This is a genomic window from Helicobacter sp. MIT 03-1616 (assembly GCF_000765685.2).
GTDB classification, from domain to species: Bacteria; Campylobacterota; Campylobacteria; order Campylobacterales; family Helicobacteraceae; genus Helicobacter_C; species Helicobacter_C typhlonius.
Map to the genome: position 1 here is coordinate 1 of NZ_JROY02000003.1, position 24,111 is coordinate 24,111.

General features: G+C 39.8%; 26 protein-coding genes and 3 tRNA genes. 24 read left to right on the forward strand and 5 right to left on the reverse strand.

Annotation, left to right across the window (positions count from 1 at the left end; genetic code table 11):
• Positions 1 to 103: 103 nt before the first annotated feature.
• Positions 104 to 625, reverse strand: a complete 522-nt coding sequence (locus LS67_RS02400) for a PAS domain-containing protein (RefSeq protein ID WP_034327578.1) — start codon at positions 623 to 625, stop codon at positions 104 to 106.
• 154 nt (positions 626 to 779) lie between these two features.
• On the opposite strand from LS67_RS02400, the gene truB reads away from it, so the two are divergent.
• From truB to LS67_RS02500, 20 genes are all read left to right on the forward strand, one after another.
• A complete protein-coding gene (gene truB / locus LS67_RS02405) occupies positions 780 to 1,637 on the forward strand; it encodes a tRNA pseudouridine(55) synthase TruB (protein ID WP_034327580.1) in 858 nt (285 codons plus the stop codon).
• Complete coding sequence (locus LS67_RS02410; protein WP_034327582.1) at positions 1,606 to 1,860, forward strand: carbon storage regulator; 255 nt, start codon at positions 1,606 to 1,608, stop codon at positions 1,858 to 1,860. Before truB ends, LS67_RS02410 begins: the two co-directional genes overlap by 32 nt.
• Positions 1,850 to 2,716 (forward strand): 4-(cytidine 5'-diphospho)-2-C-methyl-D-erythritol kinase, encoded by an 867-nt coding sequence (locus LS67_RS02415; protein WP_081953936.1) that lies wholly within the window; start codon positions 1,850 to 1,852, stop codon positions 2,714 to 2,716. The genes LS67_RS02410 and LS67_RS02415 overlap by 11 nt, the downstream gene beginning before the upstream one ends.
• A 1-nt stretch (position 2,717) precedes the next feature.
• Positions 2,718 to 3,185, forward strand: coding sequence for an SsrA-binding protein SmpB (gene smpB, locus LS67_RS02420; protein ID WP_034327583.1), 468 nt, complete (start codon positions 2,718 to 2,720; stop codon positions 3,183 to 3,185).
• A 10-nt stretch (positions 3,186 to 3,195) separates the two neighbouring features.
• Positions 3,196 to 3,648, forward strand: coding sequence for a TonB-system energizer ExbB (exbB, locus tag LS67_RS02425; protein ID WP_064504579.1), 453 nt, complete (start codon positions 3,196 to 3,198; stop codon positions 3,646 to 3,648).
• Positions 3,645 to 4,025: an ExbD/TolR family protein gene (locus tag LS67_RS02430; RefSeq protein WP_034327586.1), complete on the forward strand. Its 381-nt coding sequence runs from the start codon at positions 3,645 to 3,647 to the stop codon at positions 4,023 to 4,025. Before exbB ends, LS67_RS02430 begins: the two co-directional genes overlap by 4 nt.
• 16 nt (positions 4,026 to 4,041) lie before the next feature.
• Positions 4,042 to 5,949: a hypothetical protein gene (locus tag LS67_RS02435; protein ID WP_034327588.1), complete on the forward strand. Its 1,908-nt coding sequence runs from the start codon at positions 4,042 to 4,044 to the stop codon at positions 5,947 to 5,949.
• Positions 5,950 to 5,963: 14 nt separating this feature from the next.
• A complete protein-coding gene (locus LS67_RS02440; protein WP_034327589.1) occupies positions 5,964 to 6,680 on the forward strand; it encodes an OmpA/MotB family protein in 717 nt (238 codons plus the stop codon).
• Positions 6,681 to 6,739: 59 nt separating this feature from the next.
• Complete coding sequence (rpmH, locus tag LS67_RS02445; protein WP_034327591.1) at positions 6,740 to 6,874, forward strand: 50S ribosomal protein L34; 135 nt, start codon at positions 6,740 to 6,742, stop codon at positions 6,872 to 6,874.
• Between the two features lie 11 nt (positions 6,875 to 6,885).
• Positions 6,886 to 7,311, forward strand: a complete 426-nt coding sequence (rnpA, locus tag LS67_RS02450) for a ribonuclease P protein component (RefSeq protein WP_034327593.1) — start codon at positions 6,886 to 6,888, stop codon at positions 7,309 to 7,311.
• The gene (gene yidD, locus LS67_RS02455; RefSeq protein WP_081951328.1) at positions 7,312 to 7,731 is read left to right on the forward strand and encodes a membrane protein insertion efficiency factor YidD; all 420 of its coding nucleotides are present in this window, start codon (positions 7,312 to 7,314) and stop codon (positions 7,729 to 7,731) included.
• A gap of 11 nt (positions 7,732 to 7,742) precedes the next feature.
• Positions 7,743 to 9,518, forward strand: a complete 1,776-nt coding sequence (yidC, locus tag LS67_RS02460; protein ID WP_034327597.1) for a membrane protein insertase YidC — start codon at positions 7,743 to 7,745, stop codon at positions 9,516 to 9,518.
• Positions 9,515 to 10,372, forward strand: a complete 858-nt coding sequence (locus LS67_RS02465) for a Jag N-terminal domain-containing protein (protein WP_034327598.1) — start codon at positions 9,515 to 9,517, stop codon at positions 10,370 to 10,372. The genes yidC and LS67_RS02465 overlap by 4 nt, the downstream gene beginning before the upstream one ends.
• Positions 10,335 to 11,735: a tRNA uridine-5-carboxymethylaminomethyl(34) synthesis GTPase MnmE gene (gene mnmE, locus LS67_RS02470; protein WP_034327599.1), complete on the forward strand. Its 1,401-nt coding sequence runs from the start codon at positions 10,335 to 10,337 to the stop codon at positions 11,733 to 11,735. The genes LS67_RS02465 and mnmE overlap by 38 nt, the downstream gene beginning before the upstream one ends.
• On the forward strand, positions 11,735 to 12,904 hold the full coding sequence (locus LS67_RS09880) for a hypothetical protein (RefSeq protein WP_052082024.1): 1,170 nt from the start codon (positions 11,735 to 11,737) through the stop codon (positions 12,902 to 12,904). The genes mnmE and LS67_RS09880 overlap by 1 nt, the downstream gene beginning before the upstream one ends.
• Before the next feature lie 172 nt (positions 12,905 to 13,076).
• Positions 13,077 to 14,873 (forward strand): translation elongation factor 4, encoded by a 1,797-nt coding sequence (gene lepA / locus LS67_RS02480; protein ID WP_034327600.1) that lies wholly within the window; start codon positions 13,077 to 13,079, stop codon positions 14,871 to 14,873.
• Positions 14,874 to 14,890: 17 nt separating this feature from the next.
• Complete coding sequence (locus LS67_RS02485; protein WP_034327601.1) at positions 14,891 to 15,910, forward strand: glycosyltransferase family 2 protein; 1,020 nt, start codon at positions 14,891 to 14,893, stop codon at positions 15,908 to 15,910.
• Entirely contained in the window at positions 15,903 to 16,691 is a 789-nt protein-coding gene (locus LS67_RS02490; RefSeq protein ID WP_052082023.1) for a hypothetical protein, read from the forward strand. The genes LS67_RS02485 and LS67_RS02490 overlap by 8 nt, the downstream gene beginning before the upstream one ends.
• Positions 16,692 to 16,791: 100 nt before the next feature.
• Entirely contained in the window at positions 16,792 to 17,889 is a 1,098-nt protein-coding gene (locus LS67_RS02495) for a DegT/DnrJ/EryC1/StrS family aminotransferase (protein ID WP_034327602.1), read from the forward strand.
• A 67-nt stretch (positions 17,890 to 17,956) separates the two neighbouring features.
• The gene (locus LS67_RS02500; RefSeq protein ID WP_052099890.1) at positions 17,957 to 18,505 is read left to right on the forward strand and encodes an alpha-1,2-fucosyltransferase; all 549 of its coding nucleotides are present in this window, start codon (positions 17,957 to 17,959) and stop codon (positions 18,503 to 18,505) included.
• 232 nt (positions 18,506 to 18,737) lie between these two features.
• Here LS67_RS02500 and LS67_RS02505 read toward each other — a convergent pair.
• The 4 genes from LS67_RS02505 to LS67_RS02520 all read right to left on the reverse strand — a co-directional run bounded on the left by LS67_RS02505 (position 18,738) and on the right by LS67_RS02520 (position 20,353).
• Positions 18,738 to 18,814 (reverse strand) — tRNA-Arg (locus tag LS67_RS02505).
• Between the two features lie 20 nt (positions 18,815 to 18,834).
• Positions 18,835 to 18,911, reverse strand: a tRNA-His gene (locus LS67_RS02510).
• 15 nt (positions 18,912 to 18,926) lie between these two features.
• A tRNA-Pro gene (locus LS67_RS02515) sits at positions 18,927 to 19,004 on the reverse strand.
• Between the two features lie 71 nt (positions 19,005 to 19,075).
• Positions 19,076 to 20,353, reverse strand: coding sequence for a glycosyltransferase family 61 protein (locus LS67_RS02520; RefSeq protein ID WP_138109563.1), 1,278 nt, complete (start codon positions 20,351 to 20,353; stop codon positions 19,076 to 19,078).
• A 334-nt stretch (positions 20,354 to 20,687) separates the two neighbouring features.
• Between LS67_RS02520 and LS67_RS02525 the strand changes: the two genes are divergently transcribed.
• The 4 genes from LS67_RS02525 (at position 20,688) to LS67_RS02540 (ending at position 24,098) form a co-directional block, all read left to right on the forward strand.
• Positions 20,688 to 21,452 carry a TSUP family transporter gene (locus LS67_RS02525; protein WP_034326085.1) on the forward strand — a complete coding sequence of 255 codons (765 nt, stop codon included), beginning with the start codon at positions 20,688 to 20,690 and terminating at the stop codon, positions 21,450 to 21,452.
• 75 nt (positions 21,453 to 21,527) lie between these two features.
• On the forward strand, positions 21,528 to 21,953 hold the full coding sequence (locus LS67_RS02530) for a DUF1104 domain-containing protein (protein ID WP_052082111.1): 426 nt from the start codon (positions 21,528 to 21,530) through the stop codon (positions 21,951 to 21,953).
• Between the two features lie 155 nt (positions 21,954 to 22,108).
• Complete coding sequence (locus LS67_RS02535; RefSeq protein ID WP_034326083.1) at positions 22,109 to 22,804, forward strand: response regulator transcription factor; 696 nt, start codon at positions 22,109 to 22,111, stop codon at positions 22,802 to 22,804.
• Positions 22,797 to 24,098, forward strand: coding sequence for a sensor histidine kinase (locus LS67_RS02540; protein ID WP_034326082.1), 1,302 nt, complete (start codon positions 22,797 to 22,799; stop codon positions 24,096 to 24,098). Before LS67_RS02535 ends, LS67_RS02540 begins: the two co-directional genes overlap by 8 nt.
• The last annotated feature ends 13 nt before the right edge of the window (positions 24,099 to 24,111 follow it).

The window sequence follows — 24,111 nt, forward strand, 5'->3', positions numbered from 1 at the left end:
CCCCAAAGGCTTTACGCCCTTGGGGGTTTAAAACTCAAAACTTCCTAAAATCTTTTAAATTTTCTAAAGACTTTTGATACTTTTTTGTTTGGAAACTAAAATCTTAATCTCCGTGATAGCCCTCAGTCTTGCCTGTATTTTGTAAATGAATCACTAGCTCATCATAAGTTGTTTGTGCATCTTGTAATGTATCTTGCAAAAGCTTGAGTGAGGCATTCATACCGCCTTGTTTTTCTGCCTGAACGAGTTTGGCATAAATATCATTCAAAAACGCCACACCCTGCTTACTTGGGCGGCGGCGCACGGAGTAATAACCGATGATTTTATTGTTATCATCATAAGAGGGTGTAATATTTGCGAACACCCAATAAATGTTATTGTTGCGTGATAAATTCTTTACAAATGCGAAAAACTCCTTGCCATTTTGGATATTATCCCACAGGAGCTTAAAAGCGATACGAGGCATATCTGGGTGGCGGATAATATTATGCGGTTTGCCTAAGAATTCATCTTCGCTAAAGCCGCTAAATTGCACAAAATCGCTATTGCCATAGGTGACGCAACCTTTTAAATCTGTTTTGGAAGTAATGAGTGTGTCATTTTGGAGAAATATTTCTTGTGCCATATCAATCCTTAAAACATCAAATAAAGCTTGATTATTACACAAGGACTATAAAATCTCCCTTAGAATACTGCTATAATACGCGCTTTTTACATAGCGTTTGCCCTGTCTCTATTTAGAGTCTTGTAGAATTTATTTAATGTTAAAAGGATAAATAATGAGTGTTTCAATGCTTATAGCTGCCTATAAGCCGCCATTTATTAGCTCAAATAGGTTTCTTTACACACTCAAAAAACAATTTTCTTGTAAAAAGGGCGGATTTCTTGGCACGCTTGACCCATTTGCCAAAGGCACACTTGTGATAGGCTTTGGCAGCTATACAAGGCTTTTTAGCCATTTGGTAAAATCTCCTAAAGTCTATCGTGCAACTTTGTGGCTAGGGGCACACTCACAGAGCCTTGATATAGAAAATATAGAATCTGTAAGCACACTTAGGGCTTTTACTATGCACGACATACAATCCGCGCTAGATTCTATAAAAGGCACTATTACCTATGCGCCGCCACGTTTTAGCGCAAAGCATATTAATGGCAAGAGGGCGTATGAACTTGCACGAGCGGGGGAGGAGTTTAGCCTCAAAAATATACAAATGACAATTTATTACATAAAGCTTTTATCGTATCGCCACCCATTTGTGAGTTTTGAAGTAAGTGTGAGTGAGGGTGGATATGTGCGAAGTATTGGTGAGATGATAGCCCAAAATCTTGGTGTAGAAGGCACATTGTCCTCTTTAGAACGCGTGAGTGAGGGGGCAATGAGTGTTAGTGCAATAGAGGGGATTAAGATGTTAAATCCGCTTGATTATTTACCTTATCCCTTACTTAGTAATAGCGATATAAGAGCGAAAGATATGTATCTTGGTAAGAAAATCGTATGTAAAAATATACAAAAAGGCAAATATAAAGTGTATTTTGATGATTTTTTCTCTATAATTGAGGTTTGTGAAAATGGTAATGTAAAATATATCTTAAATAGGATTGAATATGCTAATTCTCTCACGCAAGCAAGAAGATAGTGTTATTATAGGCGATGACATAGAAGTAAGGGTGATTTCTATTGATAAGGGTAGTGTGCGCCTAGGTTTCTCTGCTCCAGAAACTTGCGTAATTTTACGCGGTGAGCTAAAAGAGGCTGTGAGCCTAGCAAATAAACAAGCCTCACAGGCTATTGATAAGCAATCGCTCACACAGATTCAAAAATTATTAAAAGCAAAAAATAGAGACGCAAGTGATTTGTAAGATTTATCCAAAACTCAATATTTTTTTGAAAGTTATTGGATATGAAAATGGCTTTCATCAGCTCAATTCACGCTTTGTGAGGGCGTATGGGAATCTTTATGATGAAATGGAGATAAGGACACATTCTTGTTTTGTACTTTTGGGTGATTTTGGCTGTGCTGTGGAGGATAATCTTATTTTTAAGGCAAAATGTGCTTTGCAAGAGTATTTGGCGAGTTTAGGCAAAGGAGCTGATATTTTAGAAACCATAAAGGTAGAGGTGCAAAAGTCTATCCCGCAGGGCGCAGGGCTTGGCGGAGGAAGTGCGAATGCGGGGGAGTTTTTGCGTGTGATAAATGAAATGGGCGAACTGAATTTGAGTGATAAGGAGCTTATGGGTATCGCACAAGGTATAGGTGCAGATGTAAGTTTTTTTGCGAGTGGGGAGGAGAGCGCGAATGTATCGGGCAAGGGGGAAAAAATAGAGGCATTTATGGAATCTAGCGCGTTATATGAGATTCACACGCCCAAATTGTTTTGTGATACGACAAAAGTCTATCAAGCCTATGCAGATTTTATACATAAGTGCAAAGCCGCGTATAGCACACCCACAAAAGAATGGTTTAAGCTTACAAGCAGAGAGTTATTAGGGCAAAGTCATAGTAGGGAAGTGATGAATGATTTATTTCTTAGCGCAGTGAGTGTGTATCCTGTGCTACAAGAGATTGCACAAGAGCTAGGCAGTGAATGGTATTTTAGTGGAAGCGGGAGTAGCTTTTTTCGCTTGAAAAATATGCAGGGCGCGGGAAATTTGCAGAGTGCGCTAGATTCTAAAGTTACAGAATCTAGTATGAGATTTGGCAAAATAGGCGGATAGTATGCAAAAAAAAATCTTTGCTAAAAACAAAAAAGCCACATTTGATTACGAAATTTTAGAGACAATTGAAAGTGGCATAGTTTTAGTTGGAAGTGAGGTCAAGGCAATACGCGCAGGGCGTGTGAATCTCAAAGATAGTTTTGTGAAAATCATCAAGGGCGAGGCGTTTTTGTTTCATATGCATATTTCATTTTTGGAGCATACCTACTCGTATTTTAAGCCAAATGAACGTGCGCCACGCAAGCTTTTGCTTCATAAAAAAGAGATTGATAAGCTTTTTGGAAATGTGAGCACGCAGGGCTTAAGCATCGTGCCATTAAATATTTATTGTAATCAAAGAAATAAAATCAAGCTGACAATCGCACTTGTGAAAGGGAAAAAACTTTATGATAAACGCGAAAGCATAAAGAAAAAAATGCTAGAGCGCGAGGCGAGGGCGAATATGAAAAACTATGGTAAAAAAATATAGGGGTGAGGCAGTGAAAGAGATTGTAGATTATGGGGTGCTTGGTTTTTTGATTTTTTTGAGTGTAGTTGCGCTTGGCGTGACATTTGAGCGTATGTGGGTGTATTATCATATTGATGTGGCGAAGTTTGATGATAAAAGAATCTTGGAGCTTGTGCTCCATAAGCGTCTAACAATTATCGCAACGATTGGTTCAAATGCACCTTATATTGGTCTTTTGGGAACGGTGTTTGGGATTATGGTTACATTTGTGGAGATTGGCTCAAATGCACTTATTGATACACAAAGTATTATGGTGGGACTATCTCTCGCACTTAAGGCAACAGCAGCGGGGCTTATCGTGGCGATTCCATCGATTGTGTTTTATAACTTTTTGTTACGCAAAACAGAGGTGATTTTATCGCTTTGGGATATTGAGCATAACCCCCCTACAAAAGTCAAAAACCCCACAAAGTATAATGTATGAAAAAGATAGATTCGCTTAATCTTATCCCTTTTATTGATATTATGCTTGTGTTGCTTGTTATTGTGCTTACGAGCGCGTCATTTGTGGTGCGCTCACACATACAGGTTGATGTGCCTCGTCTTGAGGACACGCAGGGGCAAAATGCACAGCAAAAGAAAACGCATTCAATCACCATTGACAAGGAGGGGCGGTTTTTTCTCGATGACAAGCTGTTAGGCTTAGGTGAGCTTAAAGCAGAGATAAAGAGCTTTGAGAAGGATACGCAGGTGATTATTCGTAGCGATAGACAGAGTGATTTGGAGTATTTTTTGGAGGTTGCCACGACTTTACGAGATAATGGCATTGATGATGTGTATGTAACAACGGAGCAAAAATAGCATTTAAGGAGGATATATGCAAGAACTTGTTTGGCTTGTGAACATTTGCTTTACGATTTTAATGGTAGGGCTGTTTGTATGGGATTTTAGAAGCTTTGGTGAGCCTACGCATAAGGACTTTAAGGCAATTATTATGAGCACTGGTGTGCTGGGGACATTTGTGGGGATTTTTATTGGGCTTATTGGTTTTGATACGCTTGCCTTACAAGATTCTGTCCCCTTACTCTTAAATGGGCTAAAGACAGCGTTTTACACCTCTATTTTGGGTATGGGTTTGGCAATAGCACTCTCAATCACACAGAGGGTAAAGGGTATAAAAAGCGCACAAGATATGAATATGGACTATGTGGTAACGCAAATAGGACAGCTAGACCATTTGCGAGGTATTTTGGAGCTTAATAATAAGATTGTGAATCTGCCTACACTAGAGGATACACGCACATTGAATAATGAGACAAATGCACTTTTGCAAGATATTAATTCGTCTTTACAAGCGACAATCAAGCAATTAGCCTCTGGCGCTTCTAGGGAACTTATTAGTGCGCTTGAACTTGTGATTAGGGATTTTAATCATAACTTACAGAATCAATTTGGCGAAAATTTTAAGGAACTCAATAGCGCGGTGGGCAAATTACTCACTTGGCAGGAGCAATACAAGCAAAATATTGAACATACACAAGAACTTCTTACGCAAACGCATAAGGCGATGAGCGATAGTGCGAATGCAATGAATAGCACACAAAATACTTTAGAATCCATAGTAGCGCAAAATGCGAATGCTATGGCATTTTATACAAAGAGTATTGAAGTTATGGAGGATATGCGCTCTCGTGGCGAAATGCTGAATGCAAAACTGCAAGAAATCGCCACACTTGGTGCGCACGCACAGCATTGTTTGGATAGTATGGATAAATTTTTTATCACCGCTACGCAGCAAATGGGTGAACTAGAAAATACGACAAATAAGCATATTGATTTGTTAAAAAATCAGGTGGAGAGCTATTTTGCAGAGCTAGATTCACACGCTAAGGGGCAAATGGAGCATTTGGGTACATTTATTGCCCAAAGCACCGATTCGGCTAGGGAGCATATAGGCACGATTTTAGAATCTAATGCCACAGGCTTTAACTCGCATTGTAACAATCTTGTAGAGCGTAGCAGTGGGTATTTTGATGAGATTACAAATAGCGCAAGTGCGCATATCATAGCCCTTGGTAAAATGTTGGAGCAAAATATCGCGCAAAATACACAATCAAGCAATGAAAATGCGCAGGAATTTGCGCGCTTACGAGAGCATATAGCTAAAAATCACAATGCAATCGTGGAGAGTTTAGAATCTAGCCTTTCTTATCTCACTTCGCATAATGAAGTGATTATGCAGGATATGGCAAAGGATATGAAGGCTATGCAGGAGCAATACCTCACATTAGCACAAAGCAATATGGAAAGTATGCTTATTAAAGAGCAAGAGATGACAAGAGCACGGCTTGAAGCTTTGAGTGAGCTAAGTGCAAAAAGCGATGAATATGTGAATGCGCAATACGAGCAAGTGAGCGGATTTGTCAAAAAACTTGCGAGTGAGTATCTAAAAATTATACAAAAGCTTACCAAAGATTCAGTAGCCATTCCCAAAGATATGGGCGCGCAGGTGATAAAGGATTTTGGCACTTTGCAGCATAATTTACTTTCGCATTTAGGAAATCTCAATGCGCAGATTCAGCATAATAGTATGCAGCTCATTGAGCTTTATCGCAATGTGCAAAATACAATTAACGAAAACATTGAGGGCAACAAGCATTTACAAAATGAGATTAAGGATACATTCAGCACACTTGATACGCAAATGAGCGCGAGTATGGAGAATTTCAAGGAGAATTACGAGTGGTTTTTGCGCCGTGTGCGTGAAATTATTGGCTCGAGATAAGATAAAGGGCAACTATGAGAGATAATCAATGGATTAGTATTTCTGATATGATGGCAGGCATTATGATGATTTTTCTGCTTATTATGGTGTCTTTTATGCTGATTACGCAAAAAACGCAAGAGGATTTGAAGATTCAAAATCAAAAGCTTTTAGAACTCAATGATGCTATGAGCAGTATTGCAAAGAATTATTCTAATTTACAGCAAGAGCTGTATGAGGCGTTACTCAAGGAGTTTGGCAAGGATTTGAAGGCGTGGGAGGCATCTATTGATGAGGATAATACGATTAGATTCAATGAACCCGAAGTGCTTTTTGATACTGGGGCAAAGCAGGTGAAAAAGCGTTTTAAGGATATTTTGGACGATTTTTTTCCACGTTATGTAAAGATTCTATCTTTGGAGAAGTTTAAGGGGAATATTGAGGAGATTCGCATAGAGGGACATACTTCACAGATTTGGTTTTCAGCTCATAGTTTAGAGGAGAGATATTTAGGAAATGCCGAACTTTCACAGGCAAGGGCATTAGAGGTGCTGAAGTATTGTTTTAATCTCACAAGCATTGATGGGTATAAAGAATGGCTCATTAAGGTTTTTCGTGCCAATGGGCTTTCTTTTGCCAAACCACTTGAGGACGATGACAAATCGCGCCGTGTGGAGTTTAGGGTCATCACAAAGGCAAATAAAGATTTGCTTAAAATCCTTGATATTAGTAAAGAATTTGAGCCAAAATAACCTATTTTTAAGCATAAAATCGGCATAATCGCCAACTTATTTTACACTTAAGGCTAGAAATGAAAAGAACTTATCAACCTCACAATACACCCAGAAAACGCACTCACGGCTTTCGCGCAAGAATGAAAACAAAAAATGGTCGCCGCGTGGTTAATGCTAGAAGAGCGAAAGGGCGCAAGAGACTTTCTGTGTAGGCTTAGTATGTATGAAGTTAGATTCACTAAAAACAAAGGCTGAATTTGACTTTATCTACAAAAATGCGAGGCGATTTTTTCATAAATCCTTTGTGCTTTATGCACTTAGAATCTCGCACTACAAACCCAAACATTTCAAAGACAAACGGATTTTAGAAGGCATAAAATCTCATCAAGCTACACTCTATCTCGGGTTAAGCATTTCGCGTAAAATCGGCAAGGCAAATAAGCGTAATCTTATCAAAAGACGCGTTAGGGCGATTGTGTATGAAAATCGTGCCACATTCGCGGATTTTATTTTTGTTTTTGTGGCAAAAGAGGGCATTACTAATGTTGATTTTGCAACTTTGAGGGCAGATATACTTTTTAGTTTTGTAAAAATTTGTGAAATGTATGCCAAAGCACCCAAAGCCCCAATAAGCAGGATAGAATCTTAAATGTGTCTTTTGTATAGAGTATCCCACATTGTGCATTATGCTGTGTGCAGTGTTTTGCATATTTTGCGCCAGATATTTATCTTAAGTGTAAGATTCTATCAAAAGAGTCTTTCATCGCTAAGTGTTGGGGCGTGTAGATATTATCCAAGCTGCTCGGAATATACTTTGTGGCTGTTATATTTTGATAATCCCTTTATTGCCTTATATAAATCATTACTACGAATTCTAAGCTGTAATCAATTTTTTGTAGGGGGTATAGCATATCCTAAGGCACGCCTCAAGTTTAAAAATATTGTGTTTGTGCGCAAAAAGGTAAAATATTGGTTTGTCCCTACCGCAAATACAAGTTTTTTAGATATAATGCGCGTTTCTAGTCAAACTTACATTATGCGAGTTTATATTATTAAATCAATTTTTTAAAGGTTATATCGATGTATCGTCCAAATGAACAAGATAGTGGCATATCACTTTCGCGCGTACTCATAGCAGTTGGTTTATCAATCGCGTTTTTTGCTGTGTATGCGTATTTTTTCCCTCAAACGCCCACTCAAGTCGCCGAGAAAACACAAGCTACTTCAAGTGAAGTGAGTGGTGCAGATGTGGCAGGTATAGAATCTCAAGATAGTATCTCATCTCCTCACACTCCTAGCAAAAGCAGTGCTACACAGGCGAGTAGCACTTCTGCGCTACCTACTTCACAACCCCTCAAACAGACTATTATCGCGCATATTCAAAGCGATGCCTTTGAAATTGAAATTGACGCATTGGGGCGGATTAAGCAAGTTTATCTTAAAGATGAGCAATTCACGCGCGGAGAACAAAAAAGCCTCTTTGGTATGGTGGGCGAGGTTTTGGGATTCAAAACTTCCCATAGAGAGGCAGTAGAAAAGCTCCCATTGTTTGATAATGGCGGACTACACACAATGGAGGTGCGCTTTAGCGATAGCAATCTTAACCAAAGAGCCTTTAATACCCCTTATACGACAAACCTTAAGCATATCGAGTTGGAAAGTGCACCGATTGAAATTGTCCTCACACAGGATCTTGACGATGTCGTGCTGACAAAATATCTTACAATACACCCAAATTTGCGTTACGATGTGCGCATAGAGCTTGATAAGCCAAATGTAGAATATTTTGTAAGCAATGGTATGCGCCCCACTGCCGACCCTGATACCTACGCATTTCGCGGTGTAGTAACGCGTAATGCCTTTGATGGCGTTTTGACAAAAATCGAGGATGGTGATGCAAGTAGTGATTATCTTGCAAAAACTGCCGTAGATATGCGTAATTCAAGCTTTATAGCAAGTGTGGATAGATATTATACAAGCCTATTTTTTACTAAGGAATCGCAAGGATTTTATGTTGTGATGAGTGGAGACAATGCACATAATCCTATGCCCTATGTGCGCTTTGAGGGGAATGCGAATTTTGCCGGATACATAGGACCAAAGATTTATAAAGAGCTACAAAGGATTGATGAGAGCCTTACTGATGTGGTAGAGTATGGGCGCATTACATTTTTTGCTAAGCCACTTTTTGTGCTGCTCGAATATTTGTATAATCTATGTGGGAATTGGGGCTGGGCGATTGTATTCTTGACGCTGATTGTGCGTATTGTGCTGTATCCTCTCACTTATCGTGGTATGATGAGTATGCAAAAACTCAAAGACTTAGCACCTAAGATGAAAGAATTGCAGACGCGTTATAAAGACGACCCGCAAAAGTTGCAAATGCATATGATGGATTTATACAAAAAACACGGAGCAAATCCGCTCGGTGGCTGTTTGCCTCTGCTCCTACAAATTCCTGTGTTTTTTGCAATCTATCGTGTGCTACATAACGCGGTGGAACTCAAAAGCTCGGAGTGGATTCTATGGATTAGCGATTTATCCGCTATCGACCCGTATTTTGTATTGCCTGTGCTTATGGGAGGGAGTATGTATATCTCTCAAAAGCTTACACCCTCAAATTTCACAGACCCAATGCAGGAAAAGATTTTCAAAATGTTGCCTATCATTTTTACAATATTTTTTATTATCTTTCCTTTTCCAGCGGGGCTCGTGCTGTATTGGACGATTAATAATGTATTTTCGATTTTCCAGCAAATGTTCTTAAATAAAATTATGGAAAAGAGAAAATTCAAAGAAATAGAGCAACATCAACATCATAATGAAACATCTCATAAACAAAAGGGGATAAAGTGAAAAAGATTGTAGAAAAAAGTTTAGAAGCGGCTTTAATCAAGGCTTCTACGGAGCTTGGTTGCTCGGTGGTTGATTTGGAATATGAAGTGGTGCAAAATTCTAGTAATGGTTTTTTGGGGCTAGGTAAGAAAGAGGCGGTTATTATTGTTGATACAAAAAATAAGACTACGCAAAAAACAGAATATGCAAAACCAAAAGAATATAAAGAATACAGCCATCATAAACCATACAAGGATTCATATAAAGATTTTGAATCTAAAGAGGTAAGAGAGCCTAAGCTTCCTAAGGAAGTGGGAGAATCTAACATAGCATCACGTACAGACTATGAGGACTATCACGCGGAGCAAGATTTTTCACAAGATATTTGGGGTAAGCAAACCCCCTCTACACAGCAAGATGATGATAATGTAGCGCAGATTCGTGCAGAAATTGAATCTTTGTTTGCGATGTTGCCATTTGAGATTGACACATTTGAAGTGCATCTTGAGGACGATAATACGCTCTCTGTCTATATTGATGGGCGTGATTGTGCGTTGCTTATTGGTGAGCGAGGTTATCGCTACAAGGCACTTTCTTACTTGCTTTTTAATTGGATTAATCCTCGATATGGTTATACATTACGCCTAGAGATCGCAGAATTTTTGAAGAATCAAGAAGAAATGATAGATGTGTATCTTAAGGATATTGTGCGGCTTGTAAGAAGCAATGGCAGGGCGCAGACAAAGACACTTGAAGGGATTCTTGTCTATATTGCGCTGAATAAATTGCGTGATATTTTCCCAGATAAATATGTCTCTGTTCGACAAAATGAGGCTGATGAAAAATACATTATCATCAATGACTTTAGACGATAGCACCATTGTTGCCATTGCCACACCTGTGGGTGTGGGGGCGATTAGCATTGTGCGACTAAGTGGTAAAAACGCTTGTGAAATTATTTTACGCCTAACACATAGAGATTCGCTTAAAGCGCGTTACGCGCATTTATGCCGTATTTATGATACACAGGGGGCGAGTATAGATGAAGCCATAGTGCTCTACTTTCCAGCTCCACGCAGCTACACGACACAAGATGTATGCGAGGTGCAGTGTCACGGCGGGATTGTGAGTGCTCGGGCGATTGTCGAGCTATGTGTATTTTTGGGTGCTAGAGTGGCAAATCCGGGGGAATTTACCAAACGCGCCTTTTTGGGTGGGCGGCTTGATTTGTCTCAAGCACAAGCGGTTGCAGGGCTGATTACCTCGCAAAGCCTCGAAGCAAATAAGATTCTAATGCGTCATCTAAAGGGCGATGTGGGAGCTTTTGTAGAGCATACAAGAGAATCTTTGCTCGAAGTCCTTGCTTTTATCGAGGTCAATATTGATTATAGCGAGGAGGTGGAGGAGGATTATAGTAATGATATACTCACTCGCTTAAAGCGCATAGAGGATACTTTGTGTAGGGTATATGAATCTTCTTTAGCACGCAGTGGGCTAGTTGATGGATTCACACTTAGCATTGTTGGTAAGCCAAATGTTGGTAAAAGTTCCCTGTTGAATGCGCTATTAAGCTATGAGCGCGCCATTGTGAGTAGCATAGAGGGGACGACTCGCGATACCATAGAGGAGAGTTTCTATGTCAATGGTGCGTTGGTGCGTATCATTGATACTGCAGGTATTCGCCAGAGCGATGATGAGATTGAGCGGCTTGGCATACAGAAGTCAATAGAGGCGTTGCAACGAAGCGATATTATCCTCGCACTTTTTGATACTTCACGTCTATTTGATGACAAGGATATGCAGGTGCTTGATATGCTCAAAAACTTTAGCGACAAGCATATACTCATTGTTTGCAATAAAGCCGACCTCCCCCAAAGTTTTGAGCAGGAGAAAATCGCGCAGTTTATAAATGCGTGTGATAAGGCTATACTTCCCACACCACTCTACATCAGCGCACACAATGATGGGGCACAGAAAGTTATAGAATCTTTGAAAGACATTATCAACACGCAAAGTGGTGATGAGAGCTTGATACTTACAACCAGCTATGCGATTGAATGCGTAAAAAATACGCTCGATTCTATATGTGAAGCAACTAAGGTGCTAAAAAGCGGTGAGTTGGAGTTATGTGCGTATCATATAAGGGACGCACTCGATTTACTTAGTCGTATTACTCATTCGTTTGAAAGTGCGGAGCTGCTCGACAAACTTTTTGGCACATTCTGCCTAGGCAAATAATGCTTGATTTTTCGCTCTCTATAATGGAGCAGAAGCGATTGTTTGGGCGCACATTGTGGCTTAAACGCGATGATTTAATCCATCCTATTTGCAATGGCAACAAGGCGAGAAAATTTGCATATTTATATGAATCTAACCCAGACTTTGCGGAGGTTACCCAGCAGTGTGGGGATTCTCACTTGAACCTTGCCCCACAGAGCGTGGATTCTTGTTTGTGTTTTACCTCGCAGGTAGATTCTCTCAATTTAGAATCTATTAAAGTCCCACATAAAACTTGGATAAGCTATGGGGGCAATCAGTCTAATGCAATGTTCGCTTTGGCTTATCTTGCTAATCTTAAAGGCGTGGCTTTTAAGTATGTAATGCCTATGCTACCACCACATTTAGAATCTTTGGGTGAGGGGGCAGATTCTCTTTTGATGCAAAATATGCAAGATTTTATACATCTCCTTTCTATGAGCGCAGATACCACGCGTGAGGAAATTGATAAGGATTTGCTTGTTAGACTTGATTTTATACGAGATTCTATAAATGCGCAAAATCTCTCGCACAAGGGCAATCTTTACTATGCGTTCAAATATGGTATGTCCGCCTTTGCCTTGCCGGTGGGGAGCAATCGCGCGAGTTTAGAATCTTATGCGAAAAAGCTTGTCGATAAAAATAGCCTTTTTATTCCACAGGGTGGAAGTGTGGAAGATGCTATGAGTGGTATGAATGCGCTTGCAGGAGAGTTAGCCCAAAGTATTGGTGGCGCACCTGTGATTTGTTGTAGTAGTGGGAGTGGAGTAGGGGTAATTGCTTTGCGCAAAGCTTTAGATAGATTCTTGCCAAAGGCTACTTTGGTGGCTCTTAATATTGCGGGGAGTGAGGCGGAGCTAAGGGCAAAGTGCAAGACGCACAATGTAGCACATATACAGATTTTGCAATCACCTTTCACATTTGCTAAACCTCACAAGGAGATATGGGCGATGAGGGCATATCTGCTAGAAAATGGAGTGAGGGCGGATTTGGTCTATGACAGCCCCGCATTTTGCCTTTTGCAAAGGCATTTAGAATCTTTCAAGCATAAGGAGATTGTGTTTATCCTCTCTGGCGGACTGCTCGGTGATATAACACAGCTTGACAGGTATGCGAGGATTCTAAAAACTCGCTTGGTTTCAAAGCATTAGTAATTTCTAGGGCTTTTATAGACAAAGTGTAAAGAGTGTGCTAGAATCGCGCTTATGTGTAGTTTGTGATATGCGTAGGTTTTTCTATGGATTCTAAATATTTTAGAATCTTAAGGTGCGTCCATAAAAATATAAAATATAAATTACGCAAAAGCTCTTCCAAAGGTTGTTTATGAAATCTCATATTCGTAATTTTTCGATTATTGCCCATATTGATCACGGCAAATCTACCCTCGCAGATAGACTCATACAGGAATGTGGGGCGGTAAGTGAGCGTGAGATGAAAGCGCAGATTATGGATACTATGGATATTGAAAAGGAGCGGGGCATTACGATTAAGGCGCAGTCTGTGCGCTTGGGCTATCCATATAAGGGGCAAGAATATATACTCAATCTCATCGATACGCCCGGGCACGTGGATTTTAGCTACGAGGTTTCGCGTTCATTAACTTCGTGCGAGGGTGCGCTGCTTGTAGTCGATGCGAGTCAGGGCGTGGAGGCGCAAACAATCGCAAATGTCTATATCGCTATGGAAAATAATCTTGAAATCGTGCCCGTGATTAATAAAATTGACTTGCCTGCCGCTGACCCCGCGCGGGTATGTGAGGATATAGAATCCACCATTGGCTTAGATTGTCAAAATGCCCTCAAGGTAAGCGCAAAAAGTGGCGAGGGTATAAAGGCTCTTATCGAGTATATCATCGAGCATATCCCCGCACCTAGTGGCGATAGTAGCGCACCTACAAAAGCGCTTATCTATGATAGCTGGTTTGATAATTATTTAGGGGCATTAGCCTTAGTGCGTTTAAAAGACGGGAATTTGCGTGTGGGGCAGGAAGTGATAATGATGAGTAACGGCAAAAAATATGAGGTGCTAAGTCTCTACTACCCCCACCCTGTGCAGAAGATTCCAACACAGCTTATAGAATGTGGCGAGATTGGCATTATCTCTCTCGGGCTAAAAACTCTAACTGATATGGCAGTGGGCGATACGATTACTGACGCAAAGACACCAACGAGCGAAGCGATAGGTGGCTTTAGACCAGCAAAACCCTTTGTATTTGCTGGAATCTACCCCATTGAGACGGATAGATTCGAGGAGTTGCGTGAGGCGTTACATAAGCTAAAGTTAAATGATTCGGCACTTAGTTTTGAGCCTGAAACAAGCGTGGCTTTAGGCTTTGGCTTCCGCGTGGGGTTTTTGGGGCTTTTGCATATGGAGGTGGTAAAGGAGCGACTCGAGCGGGAGTTTGGGCTTTCACTCATTGCTACTGCACCAACGGTTGTGTATGAAGTGTGTCTCACAGATGGCGCAAAAGTGCTTGTGCAAAATCCAAGCGAGTTACCCGAGACACAAAAAATAGAATCTATTTTCGAACCCTATGTAAGGGCGAGTATTATCACGCCGAGCGAGTATGTGGGGAATATCATCACGCTTTTGTCAAATCGTAGGGGTGTGCAGGAGAAAATGGAATACCTCACGCAATCGCGTGTTATGCTTGTGTATGCCTTGCCGAGCAACGAGATTGTAATGGATTTTTATGATAAGCTCAAATCCTGCACGAAAGGCTATGCGAGTTTTGATTATGAGCCTATTGGGTATCGGCAGGGGGATTTGGTGCGCCTTGATATACGCGTGGCGGGAGAGGTTGTCGATGCGCTCTCCATTATTGTGGATAAGTCAAAAAGCTACGAAAAGGGTAGGGCATTGGTAGAATCTATGAAAGAAATTGTTCCGCGACAGCTTTTTGAGGTGGCAATTCAAGCGAGTGTGGGAAGCAAGATTATTGCGCGGGAAACAATCAAATCTATGGGTAAAAATGTAACCGCAAAATGCTATGGTGGGGATATAACGCGTAAGAGAAAATTGCTAGAGAAGCAAAAAGAGGGCAAAAAAAGAATGAAAGCCATAGGGCGCGTGGAGCTACCACAGGAGGCATTCCTAGCTGTGCTTAAGATTGACAGCTAGAGACAAGAAGCGCGATAATGACGCATAAGCCTAAACTCACTATTATTATGCCAACCTACAATAGGGAGGCTTATATAAGGGACGCGCTAGATTCTATTTTGATGCAAGAGTGTAGCTATTTGTATGAAATTATCATCGCCGATGACTACTCAAGCGATGATTCACTATATATTACTAAGGAGTATCAAAGTAAGCATAAGGACAAGATAAGAATCCTTACTTCTGCGCATAATCAAAAGCTTTTTAAAAATATCTCGCGCGTGTATGCGGATATAAAAAGCGAGTATTTTTGCGTTTTAGACCCTGATGATTTTTGGATAGATAGGCACAAGATTCAAAAGGCAATTGATTTTTTAGAATCTCATAAAGATTTTAGTATGTATTTTGGCAATACGGCTTACAAATACGAGGTAGAGACACATAGCCAAGACCCCGAGCAGCACTTTAGGGATTGCAAACCTCACATTACCGATTTTGCTGCACTCCTTGATAAGCGTAGAATGTTTCCGCATACTTCGAGCGTAATATATCGAAATGTCGTCTTTTGTAATGGACTGCCGCAGCAGCTTTTAAATGTGAGCGCAGACAACGAGATTACCTTTCGTGGCGATACTTTCCGCAATGTTGTGCATTTGCAAAAAGGTAAGGCGTATTATTCTGGCGAGGTAGATTCTGTGTATAGAATTGTCTCAAGCGGGATTTGGACTTCTCTTAGCGCATATGAGCGTGTTTTGATAAATGCGATGTTTTGGCGCGATATGTGGCTGTATTTTGACAAAAAATATCCGCAATTTTTGCTTTTTTCGCAAAAAGGGTATATGAGGTATAGCCCTACTCAATTTATCGCTGGGGAGGGGGAGCTAGAGATAAAAAGAAAAATATCACAATGCGAGGAGCTAGAGGCTACATATAAAAGTCATAAGCACGAGTTAGAGCAAATCGCCTTGCAAGGTGCAAATCTCAAGGATAGAATCTTTTTTACTCTGTATAGGGTTTTAGGCAAAAAACTTCGCAAGAAAGGATTTGTTAATGGTTGAAAAGGATTCTATAATGGAGGGTTGCTTGATAGTCTCTCTTACATCATATCCGCTTAGAATCCCAACTCTGCATTACACGCTTTATTCGCTTTTTACTCAAACGCTAAAACCTCATAAGATTATCCTTTGGCTCTCACGCGATGAGTTTTTATATAAAGAAAAGGATTTACCACAAAGTGTGCTAAGATTCACAAACTATGGCTTACAGATAAGGTGGTGCGAGGGGAATATCAAATCCTATAAAAAGCTTATACCTACTCTGCGAGAATATGCGGATTGTATTATCGTAACTGCAGATGATGATGTATGCTATCCACACGATTGGCTTTTGCGCCTGTATAGTGCGTATAAAACTGCGCCGCAGTATATCCACTGCCACCGTGCACATAGGATTATTTTTGATGAAAATGGCGAAATCCTGCCTTATATGAAATGGCAACTTAGAATCTCACACAAACACACTTACCCTTCATTTTTAAATTTTTTCACAGGCGTAGGCGGTGTGTTGTATCCACCTCATTGTCTTTATAACGATGTATTAAAAGAGGAGCTGTTTTTGCGCCTCGCCCCTTTACAAGATGATTTTTGGTTTTTTGCTATGGCATTATTGAATGGTGTGAAAATTAATGTGGTTAAGGATAATTACACGGAGTTTGAAAGCTATGTTGATACAAGCGTTACAGGTGCGCTGTGGTTGCAGAATGCAAAGAGTGCAAATGATGAGGTGCTCTCATTACTTTTGGCGCATTATCCGCAGTTACGAGAGAGGATTAAGGCTTGATAGTGATGAGGTTGCATTTTCTTTTGAAAGATAAGAAATTTATAGAATCTTGCTAAAATGCCGCGTAAAACAAAGCAAGAATCAAAAAAGAGGTTTGTTTATGGAGCAGATTCCATTTCTTGATGTGAGGGCGATTAATGCGCGATTTGCAGATGAGTTTGAATCTGCCTTTAGTGCGGTGCTCAAAAGTGGTTGGTATATTTTGGGGGAGCAGTATAAAGGCTTTACACGCGAGTTTAGCGCGTATTGTGGCACGAAGTATAGCGTGGGCTGTGCGAATGGCTTAGACGCATTGCGCCTTAGCATTAAGGCTTTGGGATTTGGTAGCGGCGATGAGATTATTGTCCCGGCAAATACTTACATCGCCTCAATTTTAGCCATTACCGATAATGGCTGCACGCCTGTGTTTGTCGAGCCAAAACTTACAACTTATAATATTGATGTGGATTTGATAGAGGCGCATATCACGAAACGCACGAAAGCAATACTTGTCGTTCATCTCTATGGACAGGCGGTGAATATGCAAAAGGTGTGGGATTTGGCGCGAAAATATCATTTGAAGGTGATTGAGGATTGCGCACAGGCACACGGAGCGATATATCAGGGTAAAAGAGTAGGGAATCTTGGCGATGTGGGCGCATTTTCGTTTTTTCCGGGGAAGAATCTTGGTGCGCTGGGCGATGGTGGCTGTGTAGTTACAAATGATGAGGATTTAATGTATAAAATCCACGCGCTGGGGAATTATGGCTCACATATCAAGTATGAAAATCTTTATAAGGGGCTAAATTCTCGGCTCGATGAGGTGCAGGCGGCATTTTTGCGTATTAAACTTAAAGTCCTTGATAGCGATAATCAAAGGCGATGTGAAATCGCAAAGGCTTATAGGGAGCAGATTTTTAATCCTTATATCGTGCTTCCGCAAGTGTTAAACGAGGAGGGCGCAGTGTGGCATCTCTTTATTGTAAGGAGCGAAAATCGCACAAAATTGCAGGAGCATTTAAGTGCAAATGGTATTCAAACGCTTATTCACTATCCTATACCACCGCATAAGCAAGAAGCCTACAAAGAGTATAATCATCTCTCTTTGCCTATCACAGAGCGTATTCATAAAGAGGTGCTATCCTTGCCTATAAGCCCGGTGATGAGTGAAGCGCAAGTGCAGCGAGTGATAGAATCTGTCAATGTGTTTAAGCCGTAAAAATTAAAAAAGGAGAGGGAATGGAATATAAAGTTGTGTAGATTATGGGGGGGGACTAGGCAATCAAATGTTTCAATACGCCTTTGCAAAGGCATTACAAAAACATTTGCAAATACCAATTTTGCTTGATAAAAGCTGGTATGATAAGCCAAAATACGCAAAAATGTTGAGCCTAGATATTTTTCATATGGATTTAGCCTGTGTGACAAAGGCTCAAATTATTGAAGCCCTAAAGCACCCAAACATAGCAAACCTGACAGAATCTAGGGCGTTTGAGCGCAAACCGAAAATCCTAAGGAGCATTATGAAACGACTAGGCTATGCAAAGCCGACTTTTTCCTTACCACCTTTTGATGAGTATGATGAGGAGTATCTCAAGCCAAATGATATTACTTATTTTTGTGGCTATTTTCAAAATCAGCAATATTATCAAAATATTGATGACTATATTAAAGAATCATTATCCCCCCCCCCCATTAAAAGTCTAGAAAATTTACCTAAGCTCGAGCAGATTCTAAAGAGTAAAAATAGCATTTTTATTCACATTAGGCGAGGAGATTATACAGGGCTTTCGTGGCAGCTTGATACGAGTTATTATAAAAAAAATGCGCGGTAAATTTTCTAGCAAAGATTCTATGTAGAATCGAGCAGGGGCAAGGCATTTGACATTTTTATAGGTTTTTAAAGCATATAAAATCTGTTGTCGCTTTTAGCACCATTTTTGCCATTGAGAGAAACCTGCTGTGTGGAAAAGTTTAAGAAAAAATTAAAAAATTGCTAAAATATCGCGTCTTGGGTATTTTAAATGCTTTTTTAATCTCTTAAAATATTTTTGAGATATTGAGTAGTGGCACGCCCGAAGGGAGTCGAACCCCTAACCCCCAGATCCGAAGTCTGGTGCTCTATCCAATTGAGCTACGAACGCAAAAAAATAAAAGGATTTTATGGGGTGGGTGATGGGGTTCGAACCCACGACCCTCAGAGCCACAACCTGATGCTCTAACCAGCTGAGCTACACCCACCATAAAAAAGAAGAATGGTCGGGGCGAAAGGATTCGAACCTTCGACCCCTTGGTCCCAAACCAAGTGCGCTAACCAGACTGCGCTACGCCCCGACATAAAAGCGTGTATTATAATATAACTCCTAAGGCTTTGTCAATATTTTTATATTGAATAGTTCTTGCTATCAAGATCCTAAGAATATATCAAGTGCGAAACGCAGCTTATCTGCAGAAAGATATATGCACTCTTGCTGTGGGTGCATTGAAGTATCTTGCGTATCGCCGATGAAATAGGAGTATTGGCATTTTTGAGCAAGTGCGACAAATTGCGGACCGCGGTCGTGGTAATATTGAGGAAAAATCTCTAGCACTTTGGTTTGCTCCTTGGCAAATACAAGATTTTCTAGTGCTGCTCCGTGAGGGCTTACAACATATGCTGCCTCCCTGATTGTATGTATTTGCTCTTCCACACTAAGAGAATCTGGCATAATAATTTCAAATCCATACTCCCTCATCACTTTTTCTATCTCTTGGTGATTTGTAAAATTACGATTAGAATGAGCTGGACGTGCAAGAAAGATTTTTCTTGTGGGTTTTAGTGTATGCGTGATAGAGAGTGTTTTATGAAATAGCTCCTTATGCATTGTGTAGGTAAAAAGTGGCAAAATATGTGAGCCAAAATGCGTATATTTGCGGTATTCAAGGATTTCATAGTCTGCAAGGAGTGTAGGGATAATCAATTCTTTTGCACGGATAAGTTTGCGTGTGTGTGAGGGGATAATGCGCTTTATATCGATATTAAGCAGTTGATATACTTGTTTGTGAAATGGCATTTCAAGTGGCAAAATATAGAAATCCGGCTCTTTTTTGGCAAGTTTAAGCTGATAGTATTCTGCGAGTGTTTCATTTAAGAAATGATAATAATTATTTGCCACCTCTCGTGTCAAAAGTGCGACTGAAGTATTATACCGCTTGGCAAAAAGAGATTTTGTATAAAAAGAAAACCATTGCTTTATGAGATAAATGTAACTCAGTGTGCGTTTTATGAGATAAATATAATTCTTTATGTTGCTTGTGTTAGATAGGGGAGGACTAAAGGGGTGTCTGCGGAATGGAGTGTGATCTATGAGTGCTTTTTTACTCCTAGTAAATACGATTTCTTGGTGCGTGTAGGCGTAGGCGTAAGGGAGGATTCTAACTTTACATTCAAGTGTGTGGTGCGTATAGGCACGAAAAAAGCGACTAAGTTTTCCAAAAATATCACGAAAAATGAAATATTCATCTGTGAAATTTTGCAAATTATCGTTTTCATCTTGCTCCCCCCCCCCCTCCGTTAAATGATTAGAATCTGAAAGTTTTATAATGCCTTTTTGGCTTACAAAAAGATGTTGTGATTCATATACAGGTATTTCAAGTGAGATTTCACCATTTGCGAGTGCTTGTTGGTAAGTTGTTGTTTTCATTGTTTTCCTTTTTTATTGTGAAGTGTATAGCACATTTTAAGAGCTTTTTGAGTATGCGCTGATGGGCGGCTTTATATCAAATACAATCTCAAAATTTATGAGGTGGGTAATGAGATTTAAACCTTTTTCAACCCTAAACCAAGTGATGGTATTATAATACAACGCTACTTTTTTTTCAAGGATTGCAGAGACTTAGAATGTTGCGTATGCTAGGCAACAGCTATTAAACACATTTTTTTGTAACGCAGTGCGAATGCTTACTAGGTATTTGTCTATCAAATTTGCTATAATGCACCCTCAATATGTTTTTATTAAAGGACTATAAGGATTCATTATGGAGCTAGATATAAGCTTGTATGCGCTTGGTGCTTTGGTGCTTGTAGCATTTGTAGCTGGGTGTATTGACGCAATAGCAGGTGGTGGTGGTATGATTACAATTCCCGCTCTGCTTATGGCTGGAATCCCTCCGCTTGAAGCACTTGGGACGAATAAACTTCAAAGCAGTTTTGGCAGTTTTGGTGCGAGCGTGCATTTTTATAAACGAGGGCATATTGAGCTAAAAAAATATTTCCCTTTTGTGATTGTTGTTTTTTGTGCCTCTATGCTTGGAAGTCTCTGTGTGCAGAGCTTTGAAGTTGATTTTTTGCGTAAATGTATCCCGTTTTTGCTTATCCTCTTTGCGTTCTATTTTCTTTTTTCTCCAAAAATTACGCAGGATTCACAAAACATTGTATTGATTGGGGTTTTTCCACTTGCGTTTATTCTAGGGGCGATTGGCTTTTATGATGGTTTCTTTGGTCCCGGGACAGGCTCGTTTTTTATGTTAGCACTCATCACGCTTGGTGGATTCAATTTGCTTTGCTCTCTTGCCCACGCAAAACTTTTTAATTTTGCCACAAATCTCGCCTCTGTGATTATCTTTGCACTAGGAGGGAAGATTTTGTGGATTGTGGGCTTATGTATGGCGTTGGGGCAGTTTGTGGGAGCGAATGTAGGCTCACATCTTGCCATTGGCTATGGTGTGCGTATCATTAAGCCTTTGGTGGTGATTGTATCACTTTGTGCAAGTGCGAATCTACTTTATAAAGAATATTTTTAATTCACTTTGATTTCATACTTTTGTTTTAAGATTCATAATGTCTTTCAAAGACAATTCTTTATTGAGGAGTTTATGATGAAGTGTATAAAAAGATGCGGAATGACTTTGGCTTTGCTCTGCTGTGGCGGATTATTTAGCGCACTTAGTGCAGCAGATTTTAGCAAAAAAAGTGATGATGAGTTGATTAAACTTTCAGGCAGCGTGAAGGCGGTGGATTTTCCTGACTATAAAATTGAAATTGCAAAGCGCATAAAGCAAAAGAGCGACAAAGACGCCCAGGTATTCAAGGAAGAACTTAAGGCACAATACGAGAAGGCTACCGAAAATATGAAAGTCAAGGAATTGAGAGAGTATAGAAAGGCGACAGGCGAGGCGATGAAAAAGCGTGTATCTACAATGAGCAAAAAGGAGCGAAAAGAGCTTGGATTCTGTGAGGTAAAGGACAAAAAAGATAAAAATGCGAAAAAAGGCAAAGATTGTCATAAAACTTGCAGATTCTAAAAAGTAATTGATAATGCCTCTAAGATTTTATCGTAAAACTTAGAGGTGGCTATAAATACAAAATTTTAGAATCTAAAAAAATGCAAAAATGTGTAAAATAATGTGAGCTTTCAAGCAAAAATATAAAATCTAAAAAGTGCAAAGAGGAAGGAGAAATGTCAGCTAAAATTTTGCTACTTGAAGATGACTTTGTACTATCTGAAATTCTGCTAGAATTTTTACAAGAGCAGGGCTATGAAGTAAAATTGTATGATAATGCCAAAGAGGCGCAAGATGAGGCGTATGAGCAATATTTTGATTTGTGGATTTTAGATGTGAAAGTGCCCTTTGGCAATGGCTTTACTATGCTCAAGGAGCTACGGGAGTGTGGCAAGAAAACACCAGCGATTTTTATTACCTCACTTGATAGGGTAAGCGATTTGCAAAGTGGCTATCAGGCGGGTTGTGATGATTATCTCAAAAAACCCTTTGAACTCTTAGAATTGCAATATCGCATAAGCACATTACTTAAGCGCTCGTTTTCGCATACACAGCAAGACTATATCTTTTTATCAAATGGCTTCAAATTTGGCATTATCACACAATTACTCTATGATAAAGATGAAGCGATTGTTCCGCTTACGCAAAAAGAGATTCTGCTTTTATCGCTCTTATTGCAGCACAAGGGCAAATATGTGTCTCAAGAAGTGATTTTTGATACATTATGGGGGTATAATCAAAACCCTAGTGAGATGAGTCTGCGCGCATATGTGAAGAATCTGCGTAAGCTTTTGGGTAAGGATAGCATTGTGAATCAGCGCGGATACGGGTATTGTTATATCGAAAGCATAAACGAGGCACACAATGGATAATGCAAAAAAGGCGATTATTAAGATTTTGTGTTTATATCTTGGCACAAGCGGGGTGTTTCTCTGCCTTTTCTTTGGTTTTTTGTATGCAAAAGAGAGTCGGCATTTACTCGCCCAGCAGATAAGCAAATTGCGTGAAATGAGCCTTGAGGTGTATGATATTTTATACACAAATAAAGATGATTTGTCACTTGCTCTTGCTCAAATAGAATCTAATATCACCTACCCCATAGCAATTTATCATCACAAGGGGCAGGTTATCTATAATAGCCTAGAAAGCCCTTTGAGTGAAAATGAGCGTGCAGATGGTATTGCGATTCGCGGCGATAAGGTTATTATCGAGCCTTCAATGCACGAGTATTCTCCTAAGCCTTTGCATAGACAAAAGAAGCGAGATGAGACAAAAAAGCAAGGCAAAGATTCAAATAAAGTAGGTTTAGAGGATACAAAAGATAAAAATACCAAACTTCATAAGCTTTATAAGAGCCCACGTTATCAAGTTTTTATACAAGATGATAGTTTAGATTCTGATATGTTGTTTTTGCGCCTTAGACTTATTGCATATTTTCTTTTATCATTTTTTGCGATGGGAGTTATCGCTTATTTTCTCGTGCGTCTCTCGCTTAAGCCTATGCGTGAAAAAATCGATTTGCTTAATAGCTTTATCAAGGATTCTACGCACGAGATAAACACGCCTTTAAGCATTATTTTGATGAGTATAGAGACTTTACAGAGGGATAATCTCACCCAGTCGCAGATTCAAAAAATTGAACGCATTAAACTTGCCTCAAAGAGTTTAAGTCATTTGTATAAAGACTTGGTCGCGTATAATTTTCCCCACACTATTAGTGATAAAAATGAGAATCTTGCATTGCATTTGCTTTTACAGGAGCGATTAGAGTATTTTACGCCATTTTTTGAACAAAAATCCATTGTGGTGCAAAGCAGATTAGAGGAGAGATTTATCAATGCAAGTGCGGAGAAAATCACCTGCGTAGTTGATAATTTATTGCATAATGCTATTAAATACAACAAAAAAGGTGGCAAAATTCACATTGTGCTAAGGGAAGGTTTTTTAAGTATTAGTGATAGTGGCTGTGGCATAAATGAAAAAGAGTGTAAAAAGATTTTTGAACGATATGTGCGCTGCAATGACTTTCAAGGCGGCTTTGGCATAGGCTTGACGCTTATTAAGCGCATTTGTGATGAATATCATATTGATATTGAGGTGCAGAGCGAAGTAGGGGAGGGAAGCTGCTTCACACTTTTGTGGGATAATACAAAAAATCTCAAGTAATGATAATGTAAAA